This window comes from Oceanospirillum sanctuarii, assembly GCF_002150805.1.
Classification (GTDB): domain Bacteria; phylum Pseudomonadota; class Gammaproteobacteria; order Pseudomonadales; family Halomonadaceae; genus Oceanospirillum; species Oceanospirillum sanctuarii.
Genome location: NZ_MTBA01000014.1, coordinates 110,963 through 127,738 on the forward strand (window position 1 = coordinate 110,963; position 16,776 = coordinate 127,738).

Annotated in this window: 17 protein-coding genes; 13 read left to right on the top strand and 4 right to left on the bottom strand. The window is 50.4% G+C overall.

Going from position 1 to position 16,776, the window contains the following annotated elements; translation table 11 throughout:
- The first annotated feature begins 20 nt into the window (after window positions 1–20).
- Window positions 21–1,115, top strand: a complete 1,095-nt coding sequence (locus BV405_RS17180) for a response regulator (protein ID WP_086482115.1) — start codon at window positions 21–23, stop codon at window positions 1,113–1,115.
- A gap of 198 nt (window positions 1,116–1,313) precedes the next feature.
- Here BV405_RS17180 and BV405_RS17185 read toward each other — a convergent pair whose 3' ends face one another.
- The gene (locus tag BV405_RS17185; RefSeq protein ID WP_086482116.1) at window positions 1,314–2,462 is read right to left on the bottom strand and encodes a Na/Pi symporter; all 1,149 of its coding nucleotides are present in this window, start codon (window positions 2,460–2,462) and stop codon (window positions 1,314–1,316) included.
- 306 nt (window positions 2,463–2,768) lie between these two features.
- On the opposite strand from BV405_RS17185, the gene BV405_RS17190 reads away from it, so the two are divergent.
- Genes BV405_RS17190 through BV405_RS18060 form a run of 3 tightly spaced genes read left to right on the top strand, consistent with a single transcriptional unit; the run spans window position 2,769 to window position 3,960 of the window.
- Window positions 2,769–3,317 carry a TetR/AcrR family transcriptional regulator gene (locus tag BV405_RS17190; protein WP_176330211.1) on the top strand — a complete coding sequence of 183 codons (549 nt, stop codon included), beginning with the start codon at window positions 2,769–2,771 and terminating at the stop codon, window positions 3,315–3,317.
- 51 nt (window positions 3,318–3,368) lie between these two features.
- The gene (locus tag BV405_RS18055; protein ID WP_086482118.1) at window positions 3,369–3,701 is read left to right on the top strand and encodes a DUF2867 domain-containing protein; all 333 of its coding nucleotides are present in this window, start codon (window positions 3,369–3,371) and stop codon (window positions 3,699–3,701) included.
- A 28-nt stretch (window positions 3,702–3,729) separates the two neighbouring features.
- Entirely contained in the window at window positions 3,730–3,960 is a 231-nt protein-coding gene (locus tag BV405_RS18060) for a DUF2867 domain-containing protein (protein ID WP_086482119.1), read from the top strand.
- A 36-nt stretch (window positions 3,961–3,996) separates the two neighbouring features.
- Here BV405_RS18060 and BV405_RS17205 read toward each other — a convergent pair whose 3' ends face one another.
- The gene (locus BV405_RS17205) at window positions 3,997–4,998 is read right to left on the bottom strand and encodes an MBL fold metallo-hydrolase (RefSeq protein ID WP_086482120.1); all 1,002 of its coding nucleotides are present in this window, start codon (window positions 4,996–4,998) and stop codon (window positions 3,997–3,999) included.
- A gap of 193 nt (window positions 4,999–5,191) precedes the next feature.
- Here BV405_RS17205 and BV405_RS17210 point away from each other — a divergent pair, with 193 nt between their 5' ends.
- Both BV405_RS17210 and BV405_RS17215 read left to right on the top strand, forming a co-directional pair.
- The gene (locus tag BV405_RS17210; protein ID WP_086482121.1) at window positions 5,192–6,091 is read left to right on the top strand and encodes a LysR family transcriptional regulator; all 900 of its coding nucleotides are present in this window, start codon (window positions 5,192–5,194) and stop codon (window positions 6,089–6,091) included.
- A 124-nt stretch (window positions 6,092–6,215) separates the two neighbouring features.
- Complete coding sequence (locus BV405_RS17215) at window positions 6,216–6,470, top strand: FmdB family zinc ribbon protein (RefSeq protein WP_086482122.1); 255 nt, start codon at window positions 6,216–6,218, stop codon at window positions 6,468–6,470.
- Window positions 6,471–6,688: 218 nt separating this feature from the next.
- Here BV405_RS17215 and BV405_RS17220 read toward each other — a convergent pair whose 3' ends face one another.
- The gene (locus BV405_RS17220; RefSeq protein ID WP_086482123.1) at window positions 6,689–8,194 is read right to left on the bottom strand and encodes an aldehyde dehydrogenase; all 1,506 of its coding nucleotides are present in this window, start codon (window positions 8,192–8,194) and stop codon (window positions 6,689–6,691) included.
- A 250-nt stretch (window positions 8,195–8,444) separates the two neighbouring features.
- The gene (locus tag BV405_RS17225; protein WP_086482124.1) at window positions 8,445–9,380 is read right to left on the bottom strand and encodes a LysR family transcriptional regulator; all 936 of its coding nucleotides are present in this window, start codon (window positions 9,378–9,380) and stop codon (window positions 8,445–8,447) included.
- Window positions 9,381–9,682: 302 nt separating this feature from the next.
- Between BV405_RS17225 and aptA the strand changes: the two genes are divergently transcribed.
- From aptA to BV405_RS17255, 7 genes are all read left to right on the top strand, one after another.
- Window positions 9,683–11,053, top strand: coding sequence for an omega-aminotransferase AptA (gene aptA, locus BV405_RS17230; RefSeq protein ID WP_281251709.1), 1,371 nt, complete (start codon window positions 9,683–9,685; stop codon window positions 11,051–11,053).
- A 94-nt stretch (window positions 11,054–11,147) separates the two neighbouring features.
- Window positions 11,148–12,674 (top strand): CoA-acylating methylmalonate-semialdehyde dehydrogenase, encoded by a 1,527-nt coding sequence (locus BV405_RS17235; RefSeq protein WP_086482125.1) that lies wholly within the window; start codon window positions 11,148–11,150, stop codon window positions 12,672–12,674.
- A gap of 463 nt (window positions 12,675–13,137) precedes the next feature.
- Entirely contained in the window at window positions 13,138–14,355 is a 1,218-nt protein-coding gene (locus tag BV405_RS17240) for a phospholipase D family protein (RefSeq protein ID WP_140054650.1), read from the top strand.
- Between the two features lie 276 nt (window positions 14,356–14,631).
- Window positions 14,632–15,141 (top strand): hypothetical protein, encoded by a 510-nt coding sequence (locus tag BV405_RS17245; protein ID WP_086482127.1) that lies wholly within the window; start codon window positions 14,632–14,634, stop codon window positions 15,139–15,141.
- A 223-nt stretch (window positions 15,142–15,364) separates the two neighbouring features.
- Window positions 15,365–15,532, top strand: coding sequence for a hypothetical protein (locus BV405_RS17725; RefSeq protein ID WP_176330212.1), 168 nt, complete (start codon window positions 15,365–15,367; stop codon window positions 15,530–15,532).
- Window position 15,533: 1 nt separating this feature from the next.
- Window positions 15,534–16,172 (top strand): LysE family translocator, encoded by a 639-nt coding sequence (locus tag BV405_RS17250; protein ID WP_086482128.1) that lies wholly within the window; start codon window positions 15,534–15,536, stop codon window positions 16,170–16,172.
- Between the two features lie 110 nt (window positions 16,173–16,282).
- Window positions 16,283–16,636 (top strand): DUF1428 domain-containing protein, encoded by a 354-nt coding sequence (locus tag BV405_RS17255; RefSeq protein WP_086482129.1) that lies wholly within the window; start codon window positions 16,283–16,285, stop codon window positions 16,634–16,636.
- The last annotated feature ends 140 nt before the right edge of the window (window positions 16,637–16,776 follow it).

A 16,776-nucleotide genomic window follows, 5' to 3' on the forward strand; every position in this document is an offset into this window, starting at 1 on the left:
GTTAGGTAGGGCAAGAATTGATGGAAAAGAATCGAGTATTGATTGTTGATGACTCCGTTCAGGATATTGCTGTGGTCATGGGAGTGCTTTCTGTGAACTACGCGGTGCAGGTTGCTACCAGCGGTTTAAATGCGTTGGAGCAAGCGAAGGGAGCATATACGCCTGATGTAGTTTTACTGGATGTCAGTATGCCTGAGATGGATGGATATGAGGTTTGCCGCCGTTTCAAAGAAGATGATGAGCTGAAAGATATCGATATCATCTTTGTCTCTGCAAATGACTCTATCGAAGAAAAACTGAAGGGATACGATGTTGGAGGTCTGGATTACGTTACCAAGCCAGTAAGACCTGAAGAGCTGGTACGTAAGATTGAGTTAGCGATCCAAAGTAAGCAGCAGCGTAACTCAATTCTGGAAGAGAAAAACTACGCTTTCAATACCGCGATGACCGCCATGTCGACCGCGGGAGAGCTAGGTGTGGTGATGGATTTCTTCCGCAAATTGTCCACGGTTGAGAATCATCAGCAGCTGGCAGAACAGATTGCTCAATCTTTGCGCCAATATGATCTGAAAACCGTTATCCGGCTGAAAGCTAGTGATGAGGATCTTTATCTGGATTCCGAAGGTGCGCCGGCTCAGCTGGCAAAAGAGCTACTGACCAAGGTTGCTGAATCCGGGCGCATCATTGAGTGGAAAGAACGTGCGGTGTTCAACTTTGGCTCTATCTCTGTTCTGATCAAAAACATGCCGGAGGATGCCGACCTTAGGGGGCGCTATCGTGACACCGTAGCCATGGTTATTGAAGGTGCGACCACCAAACTGGAAGTCTTAAACCGTGATGTTCAGCTGGGACAGCTGATACGGGATGCTCAGCAGGCATTAACAGAAGTCGATCAGGAGCAGCTTGTTCATAAGCAGCAGACCCAAAAGTTGGTTGAGAGTCTGACACAGGATCTTGAGCGTTCATTTCTGGCCTGGGAGCTGACTGAAACTCAGGAAGATACTCTGATGGATATGGTGAATAACACCATTGATAAGTCTGTTTTGCACTTTGAAGCTGGTGAAGAGATTGATCTTAAGATGCGTTCGGTGCTGGATCGTCTGATCCATATCTGAGGACACTGTTTTCCTCGAGTGCTTACTCGCTTTGCCTCGCTTGCGGGGCTTTTTTCTGCTTGCTGCTTTGTTAGGCTGGGCTGATTATCACCTGACTCTTAAGGCTGTAAATTTTAAAACTGTATTTCTAAACCAATAACCAAATGAAAAAGGCCGCTATCAAAGCGGCCTTTTCTGTTTCTGTGTTCTGCCTATGACTTAGGCTGTTGCGTAGATCAGCGAGCCTGGCAGGAAGAAGAATACAGCGGAAACATAACCAAATGCGATGCGACGTTTTACGGCTGCCAGTTCTGCCAGTTTCTCCGCCAGTACCAGTGGCAGGTTGCGCAGGAAAGGAAGGCCGAAGATGGTGATCACCGCCAGCAGGTTGTAGCTCAGGTGAACCAGTGCAATCTGCAGAGCAAAGATTGCCATCTCACCACTGACAGCAGTTGCAGCCAGCAGCGCTGTAATACAGGTGCCGATATTCGCGCCCAGTGTAAACGGGTAGATATCTTTCAGTTTCAGTACGCCAGTGCCTACTAATGGAACCATCAGGCTGGTAGTGGTGGAAGAAGATTGAACCAGCACAGTTACGATACTGCCGGATGCGATACCGCTTAGCGGGCCGCGACCGATAGCGCCGTGCAGCATCTCTTTAGCACGACCCACCAGCGCTTTCTTCAGCAGTTTACCTACGTAGGCCACGGAGAAGATGATCAGAGCGATGCCCAGAACGATCATAGCGATACCGCTGGTTGGCTCAGGCAGTGCTGAGAAAAGATCTTTGGCAGTCCCCGTCACCGGCTTAATCAGCGGCTTGATAAAGTTCATGCTCTTCATGCTCAGAGACTCACCACCCACCAGCAGTGCAGCCAGGTAAGCACTGATTTTTTCCAGCATGCCGAACATCAGTTCCAGTGGCAGGAAGATGATTACCGCCATCAGGTTAAAGAAGTCATGCACGGTTGCAGCGGCGAAAGCGCGGCGGAACTCTTCACGGTTACGGATGTGACCCAGACTCACCAGAGTATTGGTGATGGTCGTGCCGATGTTGGCACCCATAATCATAGGGATCGCCATGGACACAGGCAGGCCGCCAGCGACAAGGCCGACAATAATCGAGGTTACGGTACTGGAGGACTGAATCAGTGCGGTAGCTACCGTGCCGATCATCAGGCCAACGAGTGGGTTGGAGGCAAATTCAAACAGTTCTTTTGCGTGGCCTGCGGTAGCCCATTTAAAGCCGGTTCCGATCATGCCAACGGCAACCAGCAGCAGGTAGATCAGGGCGACAATGCCTGCCCAGCGGAGAAGGTTCTGTTGTGTTGCTTTTGTAGGTGGAGGTGTTGATGCTGCTGTGTTCATAACGAAGTCCTGACACAAACCTGATAATTGGGAAGCGGATGCTTAAACATCCGTGCTAATAATTTTTGATGGGGGCATTATCAGCAGGCTTTATGACGGCAATGTTACAGCTGACATATTTTTGACACGATTTTGAAACACCTTTGAAACCCTATGGAAATATTTCTGAACAGCTTACTTTAGAGCCGATAGCTGGCTGGGTTGGTTAAACGGGTTAATAGTGAAAGTCTGATTCAACAACTTCTGGTCAAAGATTAAAACATACTATACCGTATGGTATGTTTTGGGCTAAAGGATACATGCCGGATGAAAATGCTGAAAGATGACTGGCTGGCGCTGGGTTTGGAATTGCTGGTGGAATCTGGCGTAGCGCAGGTAAAAATTGATCCTCTGTGCCAGCGGGCGGGGGCGACAAAAGGCTCGTTTTACCATCACTTTAAGAACCGTGAGGTATTTCTGACCGAGCTTTTAAGCTACTGGCAGCAGCATTACAGCCAGCAGCTGATCGACAAGGTGCAAAGCCTGCCTGAGTGGCAGCAACGCCGTAACCGCTTGCTGGATCTGATCGATGATGAGACGCTGGCGATAGAAACCGCGGTGCGCAACTGGGCGTGGCTTGATCCGCAGGCGAAAGCGGCGGTACAGGAGGCCGATCAGATTCGGCTGGATTATCTGGCTGGTCAATGTGCTTCTATGCTGCCGCAAGATAAGCAGGACAAAGCGGGTCTGTTGGCGGGCATTCTCTACTGGAAGTTTGTCGGCTGTGTGCAGGCGGGAGATCAGGTAAGCCGCCTGCAGTGGAAACAGATGGATGACCTGATGGCAGAGATGATTGAAGGTTGGGCGCTTGCCTAGCCCTCAAAAAAAGTTTTAAAGCCAGATTCGCTAAAAACAGGGAGTACGACCATGGAAGGCAGTGAACAAAACGCACAACAAAACAGTGGGCAAAACGCCGTTTCTACCCAGCAGAAAGACACCCTTGTGATCCCAAAGGGCAAAGTAATTTCCTGTCCGTTACCCGCAAGTTGCAGCCTGCATGAAAAAGCAAAAGGTCGGGGTTATGAGGACGCTTTTGCCTTCCGGCTGGAAGATGACACTCAGGATGCCCGTAGTGTGTATATCGCAATCTTCGGGCAGTTGCCGAAGCCGGTGCGTTTTATGATCAGCTTGCGTAATAAACTTGTGGGTTTATTCGGCTTCGAAACCAGCCCGGAAGGCATGACCATTACCGCCGAGTAAGATAAAAGAAGGTGCTGAGGCCGGTGCCATGACCATCCTGAAAGCCACTTCGGAGGAGGTGATCGTTGGCTCAGAGGAGCGGCACATGGCGGTCTGGTTATCGCTGCAGAAACATCCGGACAACCTTTACACCCTAAGTACCCGGGTAAACCTGCATACCGGCATAGGGCGCGCCTACATGCAGGTGATCAAACCCTTTCACTGCAAGATTGCGGTTTACAGCATCGAGTCGGCCTTTAAAGCAGGCCGACTCTCCTAAGCTCGTCTCATTGCGGTAGCAATCAAAAAGCAATGACTAAAGCGGTTGGTGACCGACCTGCACCTTGATTTGCGGGTGTCGTTTCGCCAGCTGCTGCAGCCACTCAAGACTTTCCCGGTTAGCCTCCTGATTGCTGGAGAACTGACCCGGCTCCACATTATGCTGCCAGCCCCAGTTGGTGTGGCAAGTATCGCCGGTTAACAGTACCCAGCCGAATTCAGAGCGTATCAGATAGGCGGTAGAACCTGCGGTATGCCCCGGTGTATGCAGGGCAAAGGCGCTGCCATCTCCAAAGATATCCAGAATCTTCCCCTGCCACTCTCTTAATGCCGGACGCTGATCCAGCAGAGTATCCGTTGTGCCATTAGTGGCTGCGTAAAGGAAATACTCCTCGGCGGCTTCACCCTTACCGGTATAGAGGGGGACATCAGTCGGAATCGCTGGCAGGCCGCTGATATGATCCAGATGCAGGTGGGTCAGAAACACACCCTTGAGCGGTCGTTGCAGCTCCGTAAGAAACTGCTCGGTAGAACGGCGCATCTTCAGTTTTTCGATACCCAGTTGAGGTTCCAGCCAGCCGGGTACACCAACGGATTTCGGATCTTTTGCGAAACGGGTGGAAACACCGGTATCGATCAGAAAGTCTCCGTATTTGGGGTGTTGCAGGTGAAAGGCGTAGACCTGAATTTCTGCTTCATGATCTTCCAGTCCCGCAGACTTCGCCTTCGGATGCTGCAGATTCAGCAAACCACTTAGCGGCACCTGCCAGTCTGCAGCAACCAGAGTATCGAGTTTTGTGGCCACAGCTGATTCGCCTGTCTGTTCAGCTTTAAGAAGCTGATCCAGAGTTCGCTGGCTGATCTCCCGTCCCAGAGGTGAAGCTTCAGTCGGGTGGTGAGTTGCTACCGTCTGACTCAGCCAAAGCGCAATCGCTGCAAACAAAGCGATGATAATCGCCAGGCTGATCAGAATGATCTTTTTGATCGGGCGTTTTGAAGGTGCTGACTGGCCCGCTCCGGTTTTAGATATCAGTGACATACGCTGTCCTCTTTAAATGTGAACTTCCGAGGCTGACGCTCTTGATGTTGACTGCTCCTGACACCACCTTGGTTCTGCCTCTTGCTGTGCTATAGTTTGGCTATTCTTTATTTGAAGTAAATCGGCTAAAAATTGATGGTGCTATCCGTTTTTGAATGGGGCAGCTGCGTATGAGTGAGAGCAGGATAAAGCCATGAACAAAGATCTGAACTGGCAGGATCTGAAGCTTTTTCTGACGGTGGCCGAGACCGGCAGCTTCAGCGCCGCCGCCCGTGAATTAAAACTGGGGCAGCCAACCCTGAGCCGCCGTATTGCAGAGTTGGAAGAACAGCTTGGACAGCCGCTGTTTATCCGCCTGAGTCAGGGCTGCGAGCTGACCGCGCTCGGCAATAAACTACTGCCTGCAGCGCAGCAGATGGCGCAGTGGTCGGCAGAGGTGATGACTGAGGTGCAGTCACCACAGACCATCAGCGGCTGTGTGCGTATTACCGCGCCACCGGCAATCGCCTTTGCCTTGTTAACGCCCTTTGCCGCCGAGCTTGCCAGTATCTATCCCGATATTCAGCTGGAGGTGCTGAGTGATATCAGCACCCTGAATCTAGCCCGGGGTGAGGCGGATATCTCCTTAAGAACTCAGTATCCGCAGGATGATGATCTCATCTGTCTCTCCTCTTTTAAGGGGGATATGCGGGTTTATGTTTCTGAAAAGCACTTACAGAAGAAAAAAGATGATGATTGGGATATTCGGCAACTGAAATGGATCTGCTGGCCGGATAAATACGATTATCTGCAGGTGAATCAGGTTTTGAAACGTGTGATTCCGGATTTCAAACCCGCCTTTACCTCCAACGACTACAACGTGCAGTTAGCGGCCTGTTGCGCGGGAGTTGGCGCTATGGTGCTGCCTGAAGGCTTTGACCGTAACGATATTGTTAGTGGCCTGACGGCGCTGCCCATTGATCTCAGTGCTTATGGCAAAGGTGAACTTTATCTGGTGGCCCACAAACGCCAACGCCATCTGCCGAGAATCGTGAAAATTATCGAACAGCTGGAACGGTTTCTGGGCGAAGTCTGGCCGGAAAATGAGGCCTAAAGATTAAAAGCCCCTGCTTGAAAGTGGCCTAAAAGCCCCTATCTAACGATCATTAAATAACCCTATAGCTTTTGTTGATAAGTTGATTAGTAAGCCGGTTTGCCAGAGAAGGATTGAATAAACCATGCCCACCTATGATTACCGTTGCGAAGCCAATGGCGAAGTGTATGAAGTGCGTCACCCGATGGCGCAAACTGTTGAGACCTGGGAGCAGCTGTGCGAAGTAGGTGGTCTTGAGTTGGGTAATCTTGATCCGCAAACCCCGGTGACCAAGTTGCTGACTGCTGCGGGTGTGGTAAAGAGCTCAGCGCTGAAGAACCCAACACCGCCGCCTTGTATGACGGGTGGTGGCTGTTCCGGCGGTGGTTGTGGTGTTTGATAGGTATTAACAGCTCAGAAAAAAGAAAGCCCCGTTATCTGAACTGAATTAACAGCTGGATAACGGGGCTTTTGCTTAGGGGCTGGTCTTCATAAAGACGCGAATCTCAGGCTACCACGCAGAGCGTGGGAGCCAGTATTGATTTTACAAACTTGCCCCAAGCCTTGGCTCGTTCCCATGCTCCGCGTGGGAATGCCAGGGCTTACCGGATACGACGATTACTCAAACTCAATCCAGGTGGTTTTCAGTTCGGTGTAGTCGTCCATGGCGTGCAGGGACTTATCGCGGCCATTACCGGACTCCTTAAAGCCACCAAACGGAACCGTGATATCACCGCCGAAGTAGTTGTTTACGCCCATGGTGCCGGTACGAACTGCAGCAGCAACTTTGTGAGCAGTATTGATATTCAGGCTCCATACCGCACCCGCCAGACCGTAAGGGGAGTCGTTGGCGATGCGAACCGCATCCGCCGCATCTTTAAAGCGGATGACGGAAACCACAGGGCCGAAGATCTCTTCCTGTGCGATGGTCATCTTGTTGTCTACTTCTGCGAAGATGGTCGGTTCGTGATAGAAGCCGCCCAGTGTGTGTTCCATCACCTTGCCGCCGTAAACCAGCTTGGCACCTTCTTCGATACCCTTTTGCACGTAACCCTGAATGGTATCCAACTGGCGCTGATCAACCACAGGGCCCATGTTGGTAGATGGGCTTAGTGGGTTATCCGGACACCAGTTTTTCGCCCGTTCCAGCACCATCGCCAGAAACTCGTCGTAGATCTCATCCTGAACCAGCAGGCGCGTGCCCGCAGTACAGGTCTGGCCGGAGTTATAGAAGCCCGCCAGTGCGGCAGCATCAGCGGCTTTTTCCAGATTGGCATCGGCAAACACGATATTGGCGCTTTTACCGCCCAGTTCCAGGAAGGTACGCTTCAGGTTGGACTGACCGGAATACTGCATCAGCAGTTTGCCCACGCCGGTAGAGCCGGTGAAGGTCTGGCCGTCGATATCCGGGTGCAAAGAAAGGTGCTTGCCCAGATTGATTCCATCCCCGGGCAGCACCTGAAGCACGCCGGCGGGCAGGCCGGCCTGGTGGGCTAACTCAGCAATTTTCAGTGCGGTGAAAGGTGTTTTCGGATCCGGTTTCAGGATCACAGAATTACCTGTCGCCAACGAAGGAGCCAGCTTCCATGCCGTAGTAGAAAGTGGGAAGTTCCACGGCACAATGGCCGCAATCACGCCCAGCGGTAAACGCTGAACCAGAGCCAGACTGTCATGTCCTGTTGGCGCGATCTCTTCATAAACTTTGTCGGTAGCTTCCGCCGTCCAGCGCAGAGTGTTCAGGCAGCTGGGAACGTCGATATTAAAGCAGTCGCTGATCGGCTTGCCGGCGCTCAGGCTTTCCAGAAGAGCGATTTCCGGCAGGTTGGCTTCGATCAGATCTGCCCAGCGCAGCAGTACGCGCTTACGGTCGCCCGGTGCCATTTTTGACCAGACGCCGGATTCGAATGTATCACGGGCGATTTTTACGGCGATATCGGCGTCTTCCGGGCCGCAATCAGCCACTTCTGCAATCGCTTCTGCAGTTGCCGGATTCACCACGGGTTGAGTTTTACCGGAGCGGGCGCTCACGTTCTCACCGTTGATGATGGCGTAGTTTGGCATGGCGATGGTCGCTGCCATCTCCTGCCAGTTGAAATCGGTTACGACAGCTTGCTGTGAAGTCATAGTGTTATCCTGCTGGCCTCATTGAAAGGTCTTATTGTGTCTTGAATAAGAGATTATGCGAATAATTATTCGGATTTTGCGTTGCGTTCTATCCTGCCGTCAAGTTTGCGCTGTCATAAGCTGCCCGGCTATATCACCGGATAGGTATGGGAGAACGGTTATGGGAGGAACGGTTATGGGAGGCACGGTTATGGGAGGCACGGCTATGGAATGGACGGCTTTTGAATCGACAGGCTGGTTATATGTCTGATCAGGCAGATTCCTCATCCGCCGTATTGGCCAGCTCTTCCAGATAGGCAGAGAGAATCTGATTTGGCCGTGCGCCTTTACGGGTAATGGCGCTGTAGTGAGTATGGAAGTGGCGCTGCTCCGGTTGTAACGGACGTAGACGACCCTCTGTGACCCAACGCTGGGCGTAGTGGGTGGGCAGAAAACCGATAAAGCGGCCGCTGAGAATCAGAAAAGCGATACCTTCCCGATCCGTCGAGCTGGCTCCGGCTTTCAGCAGCATCTGCTGCTTTTTAATCTGGGCGGGCTGAGCGTAGGCGGGCAGAACGGCATCAAACTCTGCCAGCTTGCTATCGCTCAGCTCACGATCATCCTCCTGATAGAGCGGATGCTGATTGCTGCAGTAGAGCAGGGACTGCTCGGCATACAGGGGCTGATAATCGATGCCTGGTAGCGCCCGTAAGTCCGGCACCACGCCGATATGCAGACTGCCATCCAGCACCGCGCTTTCAATATCATTCGGTGGAATCATACGGATATTGATCACCACCTCAGGCCCCCGATCTTTCAGGGCGGCCAGTGCCCGTGTGATCCGCATCTGGGGCACGGTCACCATATTGTCGGTAATCCCGATGTTCAGCTCACCTTTCAGGTCTCTATTGATAGCGTTGATCTGACTACGAAAATCCTCCAGTCCGGCTAACAGCTGCAGGGTTGCCTGATAGACGATCTCTCCTTCCTCCGTGACAGAGAAGCCGGAGCGCCCGCGATGACACAGGCGGGCATTGATCAGCCCTTCCAGCTCCGTCACCGCCTGACTGATCGCCGGTCGGCTGATATTGAGCTGCACCTCCGCTGCAGCAAAGCCACCGGATTCCACCACCACCTTGAAGATACGCAACAAGCGGATATGGGCATCCCCCAGTTGGCGGGGCAGGAAGTTATCTTTTTGCGACATGGCGATGACTCCGGTGAGGCATGGGGTTAAGGCATAGGTTTGTTGGTTAGCTGATGGCTCTCTTTTTAGTTAACTAAATAGTTATCTCAGAGTAAATACGTTTGGATTTAATAAACTAAAAATCTGCTGATAATGGATACCCGATCAAGGTGTTACGCGTTCTACCCTCCGGTGTGTCGCCATTAGCCTGTGCAGGGCTATAGCGACGCATCGGGGACTTAACAGATAAAAAAAGCCAACAGATAAAAAGCCTTACAGGTTAAAACCTTTGCGCTTAACAATAATTTCAATTGAGGTGTGACATGCCTTCCAACGAGAGCGGTCAGCGTATGAATAAAGAGCAACGTCTTGCGGCCTGTGGTCTGAATCAGGCGCAACTGGATGCTCACTGGATGCCATTCACCGGCAACCGCGAGTTCAAAAAGGACCCCCGTCTTCTGGTAGCTGCAAAAGGCAACTACTACACGGACGCTGATGGCCGACAGATTTTTGATGCTTTATCCGGTCTCTGGACCTGTGGCGCAGGCCACGGTCGCCCTGAGATCGCTGAAGCGATTGCCAAGCAAGCCAGCGAACTGGATTACTCTCCGGCATTTCAGTTTGGTCAGCCGAAATCCTTCCAGCTGGCGCACCGCATTACCGAGCTGATGCCGGAAGGCCTGAACCGTGTTTTCTTCACCGGTTCCGGTTCTGAGTCGGTAGAAACCGCACTTAAGATCGCCCGCGCCTACTGGCGTAAAAAGGGACAGGCCACCAAGACACGCTTTATCGGTCGTTCCAAGGGGTATCACGGCGTTAACTTTGGCGGTATCAGCGTAGGCGGTATCGGCCCGAACCGGGCGCTTTACGGTCAGGGTATCGATGCGATTCACCTGCCGCACACCATGCTGCCGGATAACAAATTTGTGCAGGGTATGCCGGATGATGGTGCGCACCTGGCGGACTATCTGGAAGAGCTGCTGGCGGTACACGATGCCAGCAATATCGCAGGTGTTATCGTTGAGCCGTTAGCAGGTTCTGCCGGTGTGATTCCTCCACCAAAAGGCTACCTGAAGCGTCTGCGTGAGCTGTGCGATAAGCACAACTTATTGCTGATCTTTGATGAAGTGATCACTGGCTTCGGTCGTATGGGTTCATACACAGGTGCGGAAGAGTTTGGTGTGACGCCGGATCTGATGACCCTGGCGAAACAGCTGACCAACGGTGTTGTACCGATGGGCGCGGTGGTTGCCAAGCAGGAGATCTACGACACCTTTATGGAAACCGGTGGCCCGGAATACATGCTGGAACTGCCACACGGTTACACCTATTCCGCACATCCTCTGGCTTGTGCCGCTGGCCTTGCCTCGCTGGATATTCTGGAAAACGACCAGCTGATCCCGCGTGTTAAGCAGATGGCACCTCAGTTTGAAGAGATGCTGCACAGCCTGAAAGGCAGCAAGCATGTTGCGGATATCCGTAACTACGGCCTGGCTGGCGCCCTGACACTTGAAGCCGCTCCGGGTGAACCTGCGCTGCGTCCGTATCAGGTGGCGATGAAGTGCTGGGAGAAAGGCTTCTACGTGCGCTACGGCGGCGACACCCTGCAGTTGGGGCTGCCATTTACGGTGGAAGCAGATGAGATCGACCGTCTGATCAATGCACTGGGCGAGTCTCTGAACGAGATCGACTAAGCCTTTGCATAGATAGCGCCGTCGCATTGGCAGCACGAGACAGATTTAACGAATTTTCAGATCGCATTACAGATAAACGAATAACAGGTTTTTTATGACAACTGATATCCAGAATGCTGAAAGCTATTCCGCAGAGACCATAGGCCACCTGATTAACGGCCAGATTGTACAGGATTGTGAGCGCAGCCAGCCGGTTTACAACCCATCCACCGGTGAAATCAGCAAGCAGGTGGGTCTGGCATCTAAGGCCACCGTAGAAGAAGCGATTGCTACCGCGCAGGCGGCTTACCCTGCATGGCGCCAGACGCCACCCCTGAAACGTGCCCGCGTGATGTTCCGTTTCAAGCAGCTGCTGGAAGAGAACGCCGATAAGATCTGCGCCATGATCGGTGAAGAGCACGGCAAGATCTCCCACGATGCCATGGGTGAACTGCAACGCGGTATCGAAAACGTCGAGTTTGCCTGCGGTATTCCGGATCTGCTGAAAGGCGAGTACAGCAAAAATGTTGGCCCGAATATCGACTCCTGGAGCGAGTTCCAGCCGTTAGGTGTGGTTGCCGGTATTACCCCATTTAACTTCCCGGCCATGGTACCTATGTGGATGTTCCCACTGGCGATCGCCTGCGGTAACACCTTTGTTCTGAAACCGTCTGAGCGTGATCCGTCCTCAACCCTTTATATCGCGCAGCTGCTGCACGAAGCGGGTCTGCCGGAAGGTGTACTGAACGTGGTTAACGGCGACAAAGAAGCGGTGGATACCCTACTAACCGACAAGCGCATCAAGGCGGTAAGCTTTGTGGGGTCCACGCCGATTGCGGAATATATCTACGCAACCGCCAATGCCAACGGCAAGCGTTGTCAGGCGTTAGGTGGCGCGAAAAACCACGCTATCGTGATGCCGGATGCGGATATGGATAACGCCGTAAACCAGCTGCTGGGTGCTGCCTTTGGTTCATCCGGTGAGCGCTGTATGGCGCTGTCGGTAGCGGTAGCCGTAGGCGATCAGGCAGCTGATGCACTGGTCAGCAAACTGAAAGAAGCGATGAAGCCACTGAAAGTGGGTGCGTTCTCCGACAAGTCCAACGACTTCGGCCCTGTGATTACCGCCGCACACCGCGACAAGGTGGTGGGTTATATCTCAAGTTCTGAAGAAGACGGCGCAAACGTGGTGGTTGATGGCCGCGAACCTCAGGTGGCGGGTTACGACAACGGTTTCTTTGTGGGTGCAACCCTGATCGACCGCGTAACACCAGAGATGGTCAGCTACAAAGAAGAGATCTTCGGCCCTGTGCTGCAGGTAGTGCGCGTGAACACCATGGAAGAAGCGATGCAGCTGATCAACGATCACGAATACGGCAACGGCACCTGCATCTTCACCCGTGACGGTGAAGCCGCCCGTTACTTCTCCGACATGATCGAAGTGGGCATGGTGGGTATCAACGTACCTCTGCCAGTGCCGGTTGCGTACCACAGCTTCGGCGGCTGGAAACGCTCCCTGTTTGGTGACCTGCACGCCTACGGCCCGGATGGTGTGCGCTTCTACACCAAACGTAAAACCATCACCCAACGCTGGCCATCCAGCGGCGTACGTGAAGGCGTAAGCTTCGCCTTCCCGAGCTAAGTTTCTGCACGAAACCTCCCTGCACCGAAAGGTGTACCTCTGAGCTTATTGCCCCGGTTTGGTCACCGGGGCTTTTTTTGTTCTGGCGGTACTACTTTGAACCGCGACTCGTTCCCATGTTCTACGTGGGAATGCATACCTGCTATCTGCCACACATCAAATACCTGCCTGAAAAAGGTATCTAATACCTATTGGTGGCTTCCGCTAATTTAGGTGAAGGGATAGACTGAAAAATCAAAGCATTACGGAAGCAGGTGAGTGCTCCATTTAACGGAACAGTCACCTGCAGCTCTTAGATTAAGAGCAAATAAACGCATGAGCGTATGGCAGGGAAGCAGTCAGATCAGAAAATGGATTTTTCCTCTTCCAATCAAAGTCTCTTCTCGGTACTTGTCGGTATGAAATCGGCAAAATGCGCATGCCTGATATTAAGCTATTAGCGCACTCAAAAAAGAGGCAGATCATGGACAATAATTATTTACACATCAGGTCGATGAAGAAGCAATGCCTTGCTGAAATGCTGGGTCGTATAGATAAGCGGCGTTATCACACTCTACATTTATGTTCGTGCTATTTTGATAGCGATGCGGCATTTAAACTGATTACTGAAGTGCAAAATTTTGCGCGTATAAGTGACGTTAGAATTTTCATTGATCGTCGGGCGGCTATTGAATATGGCGGCGATTTTTTGCAAGAGTTTTGTGATTCATTTCAAGACGTTGAGGTCAGTATAAATGCAGTAGAATCAAATAACTTGTTTCATTCAAAAGTGTATGCTCTTGTTGCTTTTGACGACTATGGTACTGTTGTATCGGGCAGTATTGTATTGGGTTCGGCCAATCTTACTGGGGCTGGCCTGATAAGACGAGGAGGCAATTATGAATGTCTAATCGATAGTCAGGACACTGAAATATTAGAGGAGCACCTATCGCAACTAAATAAGCTTAAATTATTATCCCCTCAACAGCTTAACAGGTTTTCCCGAAAAGAAGAGTTTAGCTTCAAGTATGCTTTGCTACAATCTGGACTGTTTGTACATAAGTGGAATGAAAATTTAGAGCAATATCTTTCCATACGGTATCGTCTAAGTGAGAATGGAAAATCCCGGATCACAGACCAGTCACTTGAAGTGGCAGGATTCAATATTGAAACAGCAACGGTAAGTAAGCGTTATTTTCGGTTCGATTACATCCCAGAGCACTTAGATAACACTGAAAATCTGCTTCGTAACTATGGAATTGAGACATATTTAGGGCATTGGCTTCCCCTCTCAGAGTCTGAATCAATGTTTGATGCAAACGAACTTGATGCTTTTAAAGAACAGCTTTTTTCAGAGATAGATAAGCAAGGCAAAGAAGTCGCAAGAAGTATTCAAAATGACTACGAGTATTTACTGCAAGAAGGATTAATCGAAGAGCCAGAGGTTAGTCCGGTTGATTCTTTTAAAAGTAAGCTAGATAGCCTTACCAGCAATGAACTAAAGCTTAAACGAATTTATAGTAAATATGAGCTGTTTTACTTGCCGTTCGATATTCAACGCAAAGAAGAGATTCTCTACCTTTTTGACGAAATGGTTGACGTTGCCGAGTCCAGAAAACGAAAAAATCGGACGATGAAGGCGTTTTTGGAGTCATATGCAGCATTTTCGATTGATAAGTTTGATGAGGTCTTAGATGAATGAATTCGCTAACAAAAAATTCCAGTGTTGGTGATCGGATAGACTGAAAAAGTCAAAGAATTACGGAATTAGGTGAGTGTTCTATTTAACGGAACACTCACCTGCAGCTCTTAGATTTAGAGCAAATAAACGCATGAGCGTATTGCAGGGAAGCGGTCAGATCAGAAAACGGATTTTTTCCTCTTCTAATCAAAGTCCTTTCCTCAGTTTTTGTCGGTATATTGAAATCGCCAAAACGCGTATGCCTGATTACTAAGCTGTTAGCCAGAGGATGATGCTGTGAAATTTTTCGTATTAATTATAAGAATTTTCGCTGTGCCATCGGTACTAATGACGATTCTGATCGCAATGGATATCGCTCTTCCTTATGGCATGATTGATCGAGCCGTAGTCTATGAAAAGTATGCAAATACTAGTAAGCAAGGATCTTCTTATAATATAAAAGCTAGCGGTACGTTTAGCTACAATGAGGCGGTTAGTAAAAGTTTTTATGAGCGCGTAGAGAAAGGAGATATTCTAAAAGTCAATCTAAGCCAAATATTCATGGAGTGGAAGTCAGTAGAGCTTATAAAGTCTGGTAATGCTGTTGTTGTCGAGATAGGAACTGATATTTATTATTTGGGTATACTTGGTTTGGTCTTTCTCCTTACAATATTTTCTTTTAAGCCGATTGGTTATATTAGATACAATAAGCCAATATTAATTGGCATACCTGTTTTGGAAGTAATGGGTTTCGCCATATTTTGTAAAGTGTTGTTATTTATGTTTGGTTATATTGATAAAGTTTGACTCTCGTGATGGCTAACAAACGGCTCCAAGCGACAATCAACCGCCGCGTCATTTGTGCCAACGGCGCGAGCACCAATTTTGGCACAAATCCCATTCTGTCTGGTTGCGCCTGAGCCGGGCGTTAAACCTCATTTTCTATATCCACAACAATTTCTATCTTCAAAACGCGGTCAGTCATGCTGGTTGTTGTCTTTCATAGCACTCAAAACCAACGGAATACCTTATGTCTAAGCCTCTGAACCAGTTACTGGAAAAGCTAAACCCTGACGTTGTTAAGGCCGCAGAACAGCGGGCAGAAAAAGAGATTCAGGAACTGAAAACCACTATGCTGCAGGAGCTGTCAGAACCCTCTCAGGTTGAAACCTCGAAGCCCAAACCACCGGAGAACTAAAATGGATTTAAACGCTATTTTCGCTTTTATCGCCGTGGCGACTTTGCTGGTGATCTCTCCGGGGCCGAATGGCTTTCTGATCGCTAAGACGGTGCCTCTCTCCGGTCATAGAGCGGGACTGATCAACATTGCGGGCTTTGTGGCCGCTTTCTATGTACACGGTACTTTGTCGATATTCGGTATTTCCATTCTCCTAGTGCAGTCCGCCAACGCATTTTTTGTTTTTAAAATGCTGGGGGCTGCGTATCTAATCTGGTTGGGTATTAAAGCCCTGAGAAATGCGATTCGACAGCCCGCTGCACAATCGACCTTGGCGGAAGAACCGGTACAAAAGCCGGTTTCGATGAAGGGCGCTTTCTACGAGGGCTTTTTAACCAATATTCTGAACCCGAAAGTATCGGTTTTTTATCTGGCGGCTTTCCCTCAGTTTATGCCGGTAGATGGTAGCGCCCTAAGTGCTTACTCACTGGTTACAGCGCACTCGCTGGTCAATGTGCTCTGGTTCTCGGCCATGGTGTTTACCCTGAGCAGGATAAAATCCGCGACGAACAACCCAACCTTTAAGGTCTGGTTAAACTCGATCACGGGTGTGGTTTTTATCGGTTTTGGGGCAAAACTCGCGCTGACCAAAAGCAGCTGAACGCTGCACTCCCTTAGATTATCCGACCACTTCAACCGACACTTCTTTTTCGCATTATGCCCTTGGGCATCTCTGGTCTATGGTTATAGCTCCACTGAAGGAGTTTATTTATGTCATACGTCGATGGATTTGTAGCCGCTGTGCCAACAGCGAATAAAGCGCAGTACCTTGAGCACTGCAGGCTGTCAGCCGAGGTGTTTAAAGAGTGCGGGGCATTAAAGGTGATGGAGGCTTGGGGGGATGATGTGCCGGATGGTGAGGCCACTTCATTTCCGATGGCTGTGCATGCAAAAGAGGATGAAACCGTTGTGTTCTCCTGGGTTGTCTGGCCGTCCAAAGAGGTTCGGGATGCGGGCTGGCAGCGGGTGATGGAAGATCCCCGAATGAGCCCTGAAAATAACCCCATGCCTTTCGATGGGAAGCGGATCATTTATGGCGGCTTTGACGTTATTTTGGAGACCTAGCCGGGTGCAGATAACGAGTACAGTAAGCGTTATTCAAACTCTTTACTCTCCATCCCCCCGTACTTCTCATTCAGAAAGCCACTAAACGAAATCTGTTCATCCTCTTCAAACACACGGTCAGTGATGCTGACCGTTGTGAT

What these genes read in the sequence shown, in the direction of transcription:
- BV405_RS17180 (WP_086482115.1), top strand. Translation starts at nt 21, where the DNA reads ATGGAAAAGAATCGAGTATTGATTGTTGATGACTCCGTTCAGGATATT.
- BV405_RS17185 (WP_086482116.1), bottom strand. Translation starts at nt 2,462, where the DNA reads ATGAACACAGCAGCATCAACACCTCCACCTACAAAAGCAACACAACAG.
- BV405_RS17190 (WP_176330211.1), top strand. Translation starts at nt 2,769, where the DNA reads ATGAAAATGCTGAAAGATGACTGGCTGGCGCTGGGTTTGGAATTGCTG.
- BV405_RS18055 (WP_086482118.1), top strand. Translation starts at nt 3,369, where the DNA reads ATGGAAGGCAGTGAACAAAACGCACAACAAAACAGTGGGCAAAACGCC.
- BV405_RS18060 (WP_086482119.1), top strand. Translation starts at nt 3,730, where the DNA reads ATGACCATCCTGAAAGCCACTTCGGAGGAGGTGATCGTTGGCTCAGAG.
- BV405_RS17205 (WP_086482120.1), bottom strand. Translation starts at nt 4,998, where the DNA reads ATGTCACTGATATCTAAAACCGGAGCGGGCCAGTCAGCACCTTCAAAA.
- BV405_RS17210 (WP_086482121.1), top strand. Translation starts at nt 5,192, where the DNA reads ATGAACAAAGATCTGAACTGGCAGGATCTGAAGCTTTTTCTGACGGTG.
- BV405_RS17215 (WP_086482122.1), top strand. Translation starts at nt 6,216, where the DNA reads ATGCCCACCTATGATTACCGTTGCGAAGCCAATGGCGAAGTGTATGAA.
- BV405_RS17220 (WP_086482123.1), bottom strand. Translation starts at nt 8,194, where the DNA reads ATGACTTCACAGCAAGCTGTCGTAACCGATTTCAACTGGCAGGAGATG.
- BV405_RS17225 (WP_086482124.1), bottom strand. Translation starts at nt 9,380, where the DNA reads ATGTCGCAAAAAGATAACTTCCTGCCCCGCCAACTGGGGGATGCCCAT.
- aptA (WP_281251709.1), top strand. Translation starts at nt 9,683, where the DNA reads ATGCCTTCCAACGAGAGCGGTCAGCGTATGAATAAAGAGCAACGTCTT.
- BV405_RS17235 (WP_086482125.1), top strand. Translation starts at nt 11,148, where the DNA reads ATGACAACTGATATCCAGAATGCTGAAAGCTATTCCGCAGAGACCATA.
- BV405_RS17240 (WP_140054650.1), top strand. Translation starts at nt 13,138, where the DNA reads ATGGACAATAATTATTTACACATCAGGTCGATGAAGAAGCAATGCCTT.
- BV405_RS17725 (WP_176330212.1), top strand. Translation starts at nt 15,365, where the DNA reads ATGTCTAAGCCTCTGAACCAGTTACTGGAAAAGCTAAACCCTGACGTT.
- BV405_RS17250 (WP_086482128.1), top strand. Translation starts at nt 15,534, where the DNA reads ATGGATTTAAACGCTATTTTCGCTTTTATCGCCGTGGCGACTTTGCTG.
- BV405_RS17255 (WP_086482129.1), top strand. Translation starts at nt 16,283, where the DNA reads ATGTCATACGTCGATGGATTTGTAGCCGCTGTGCCAACAGCGAATAAA.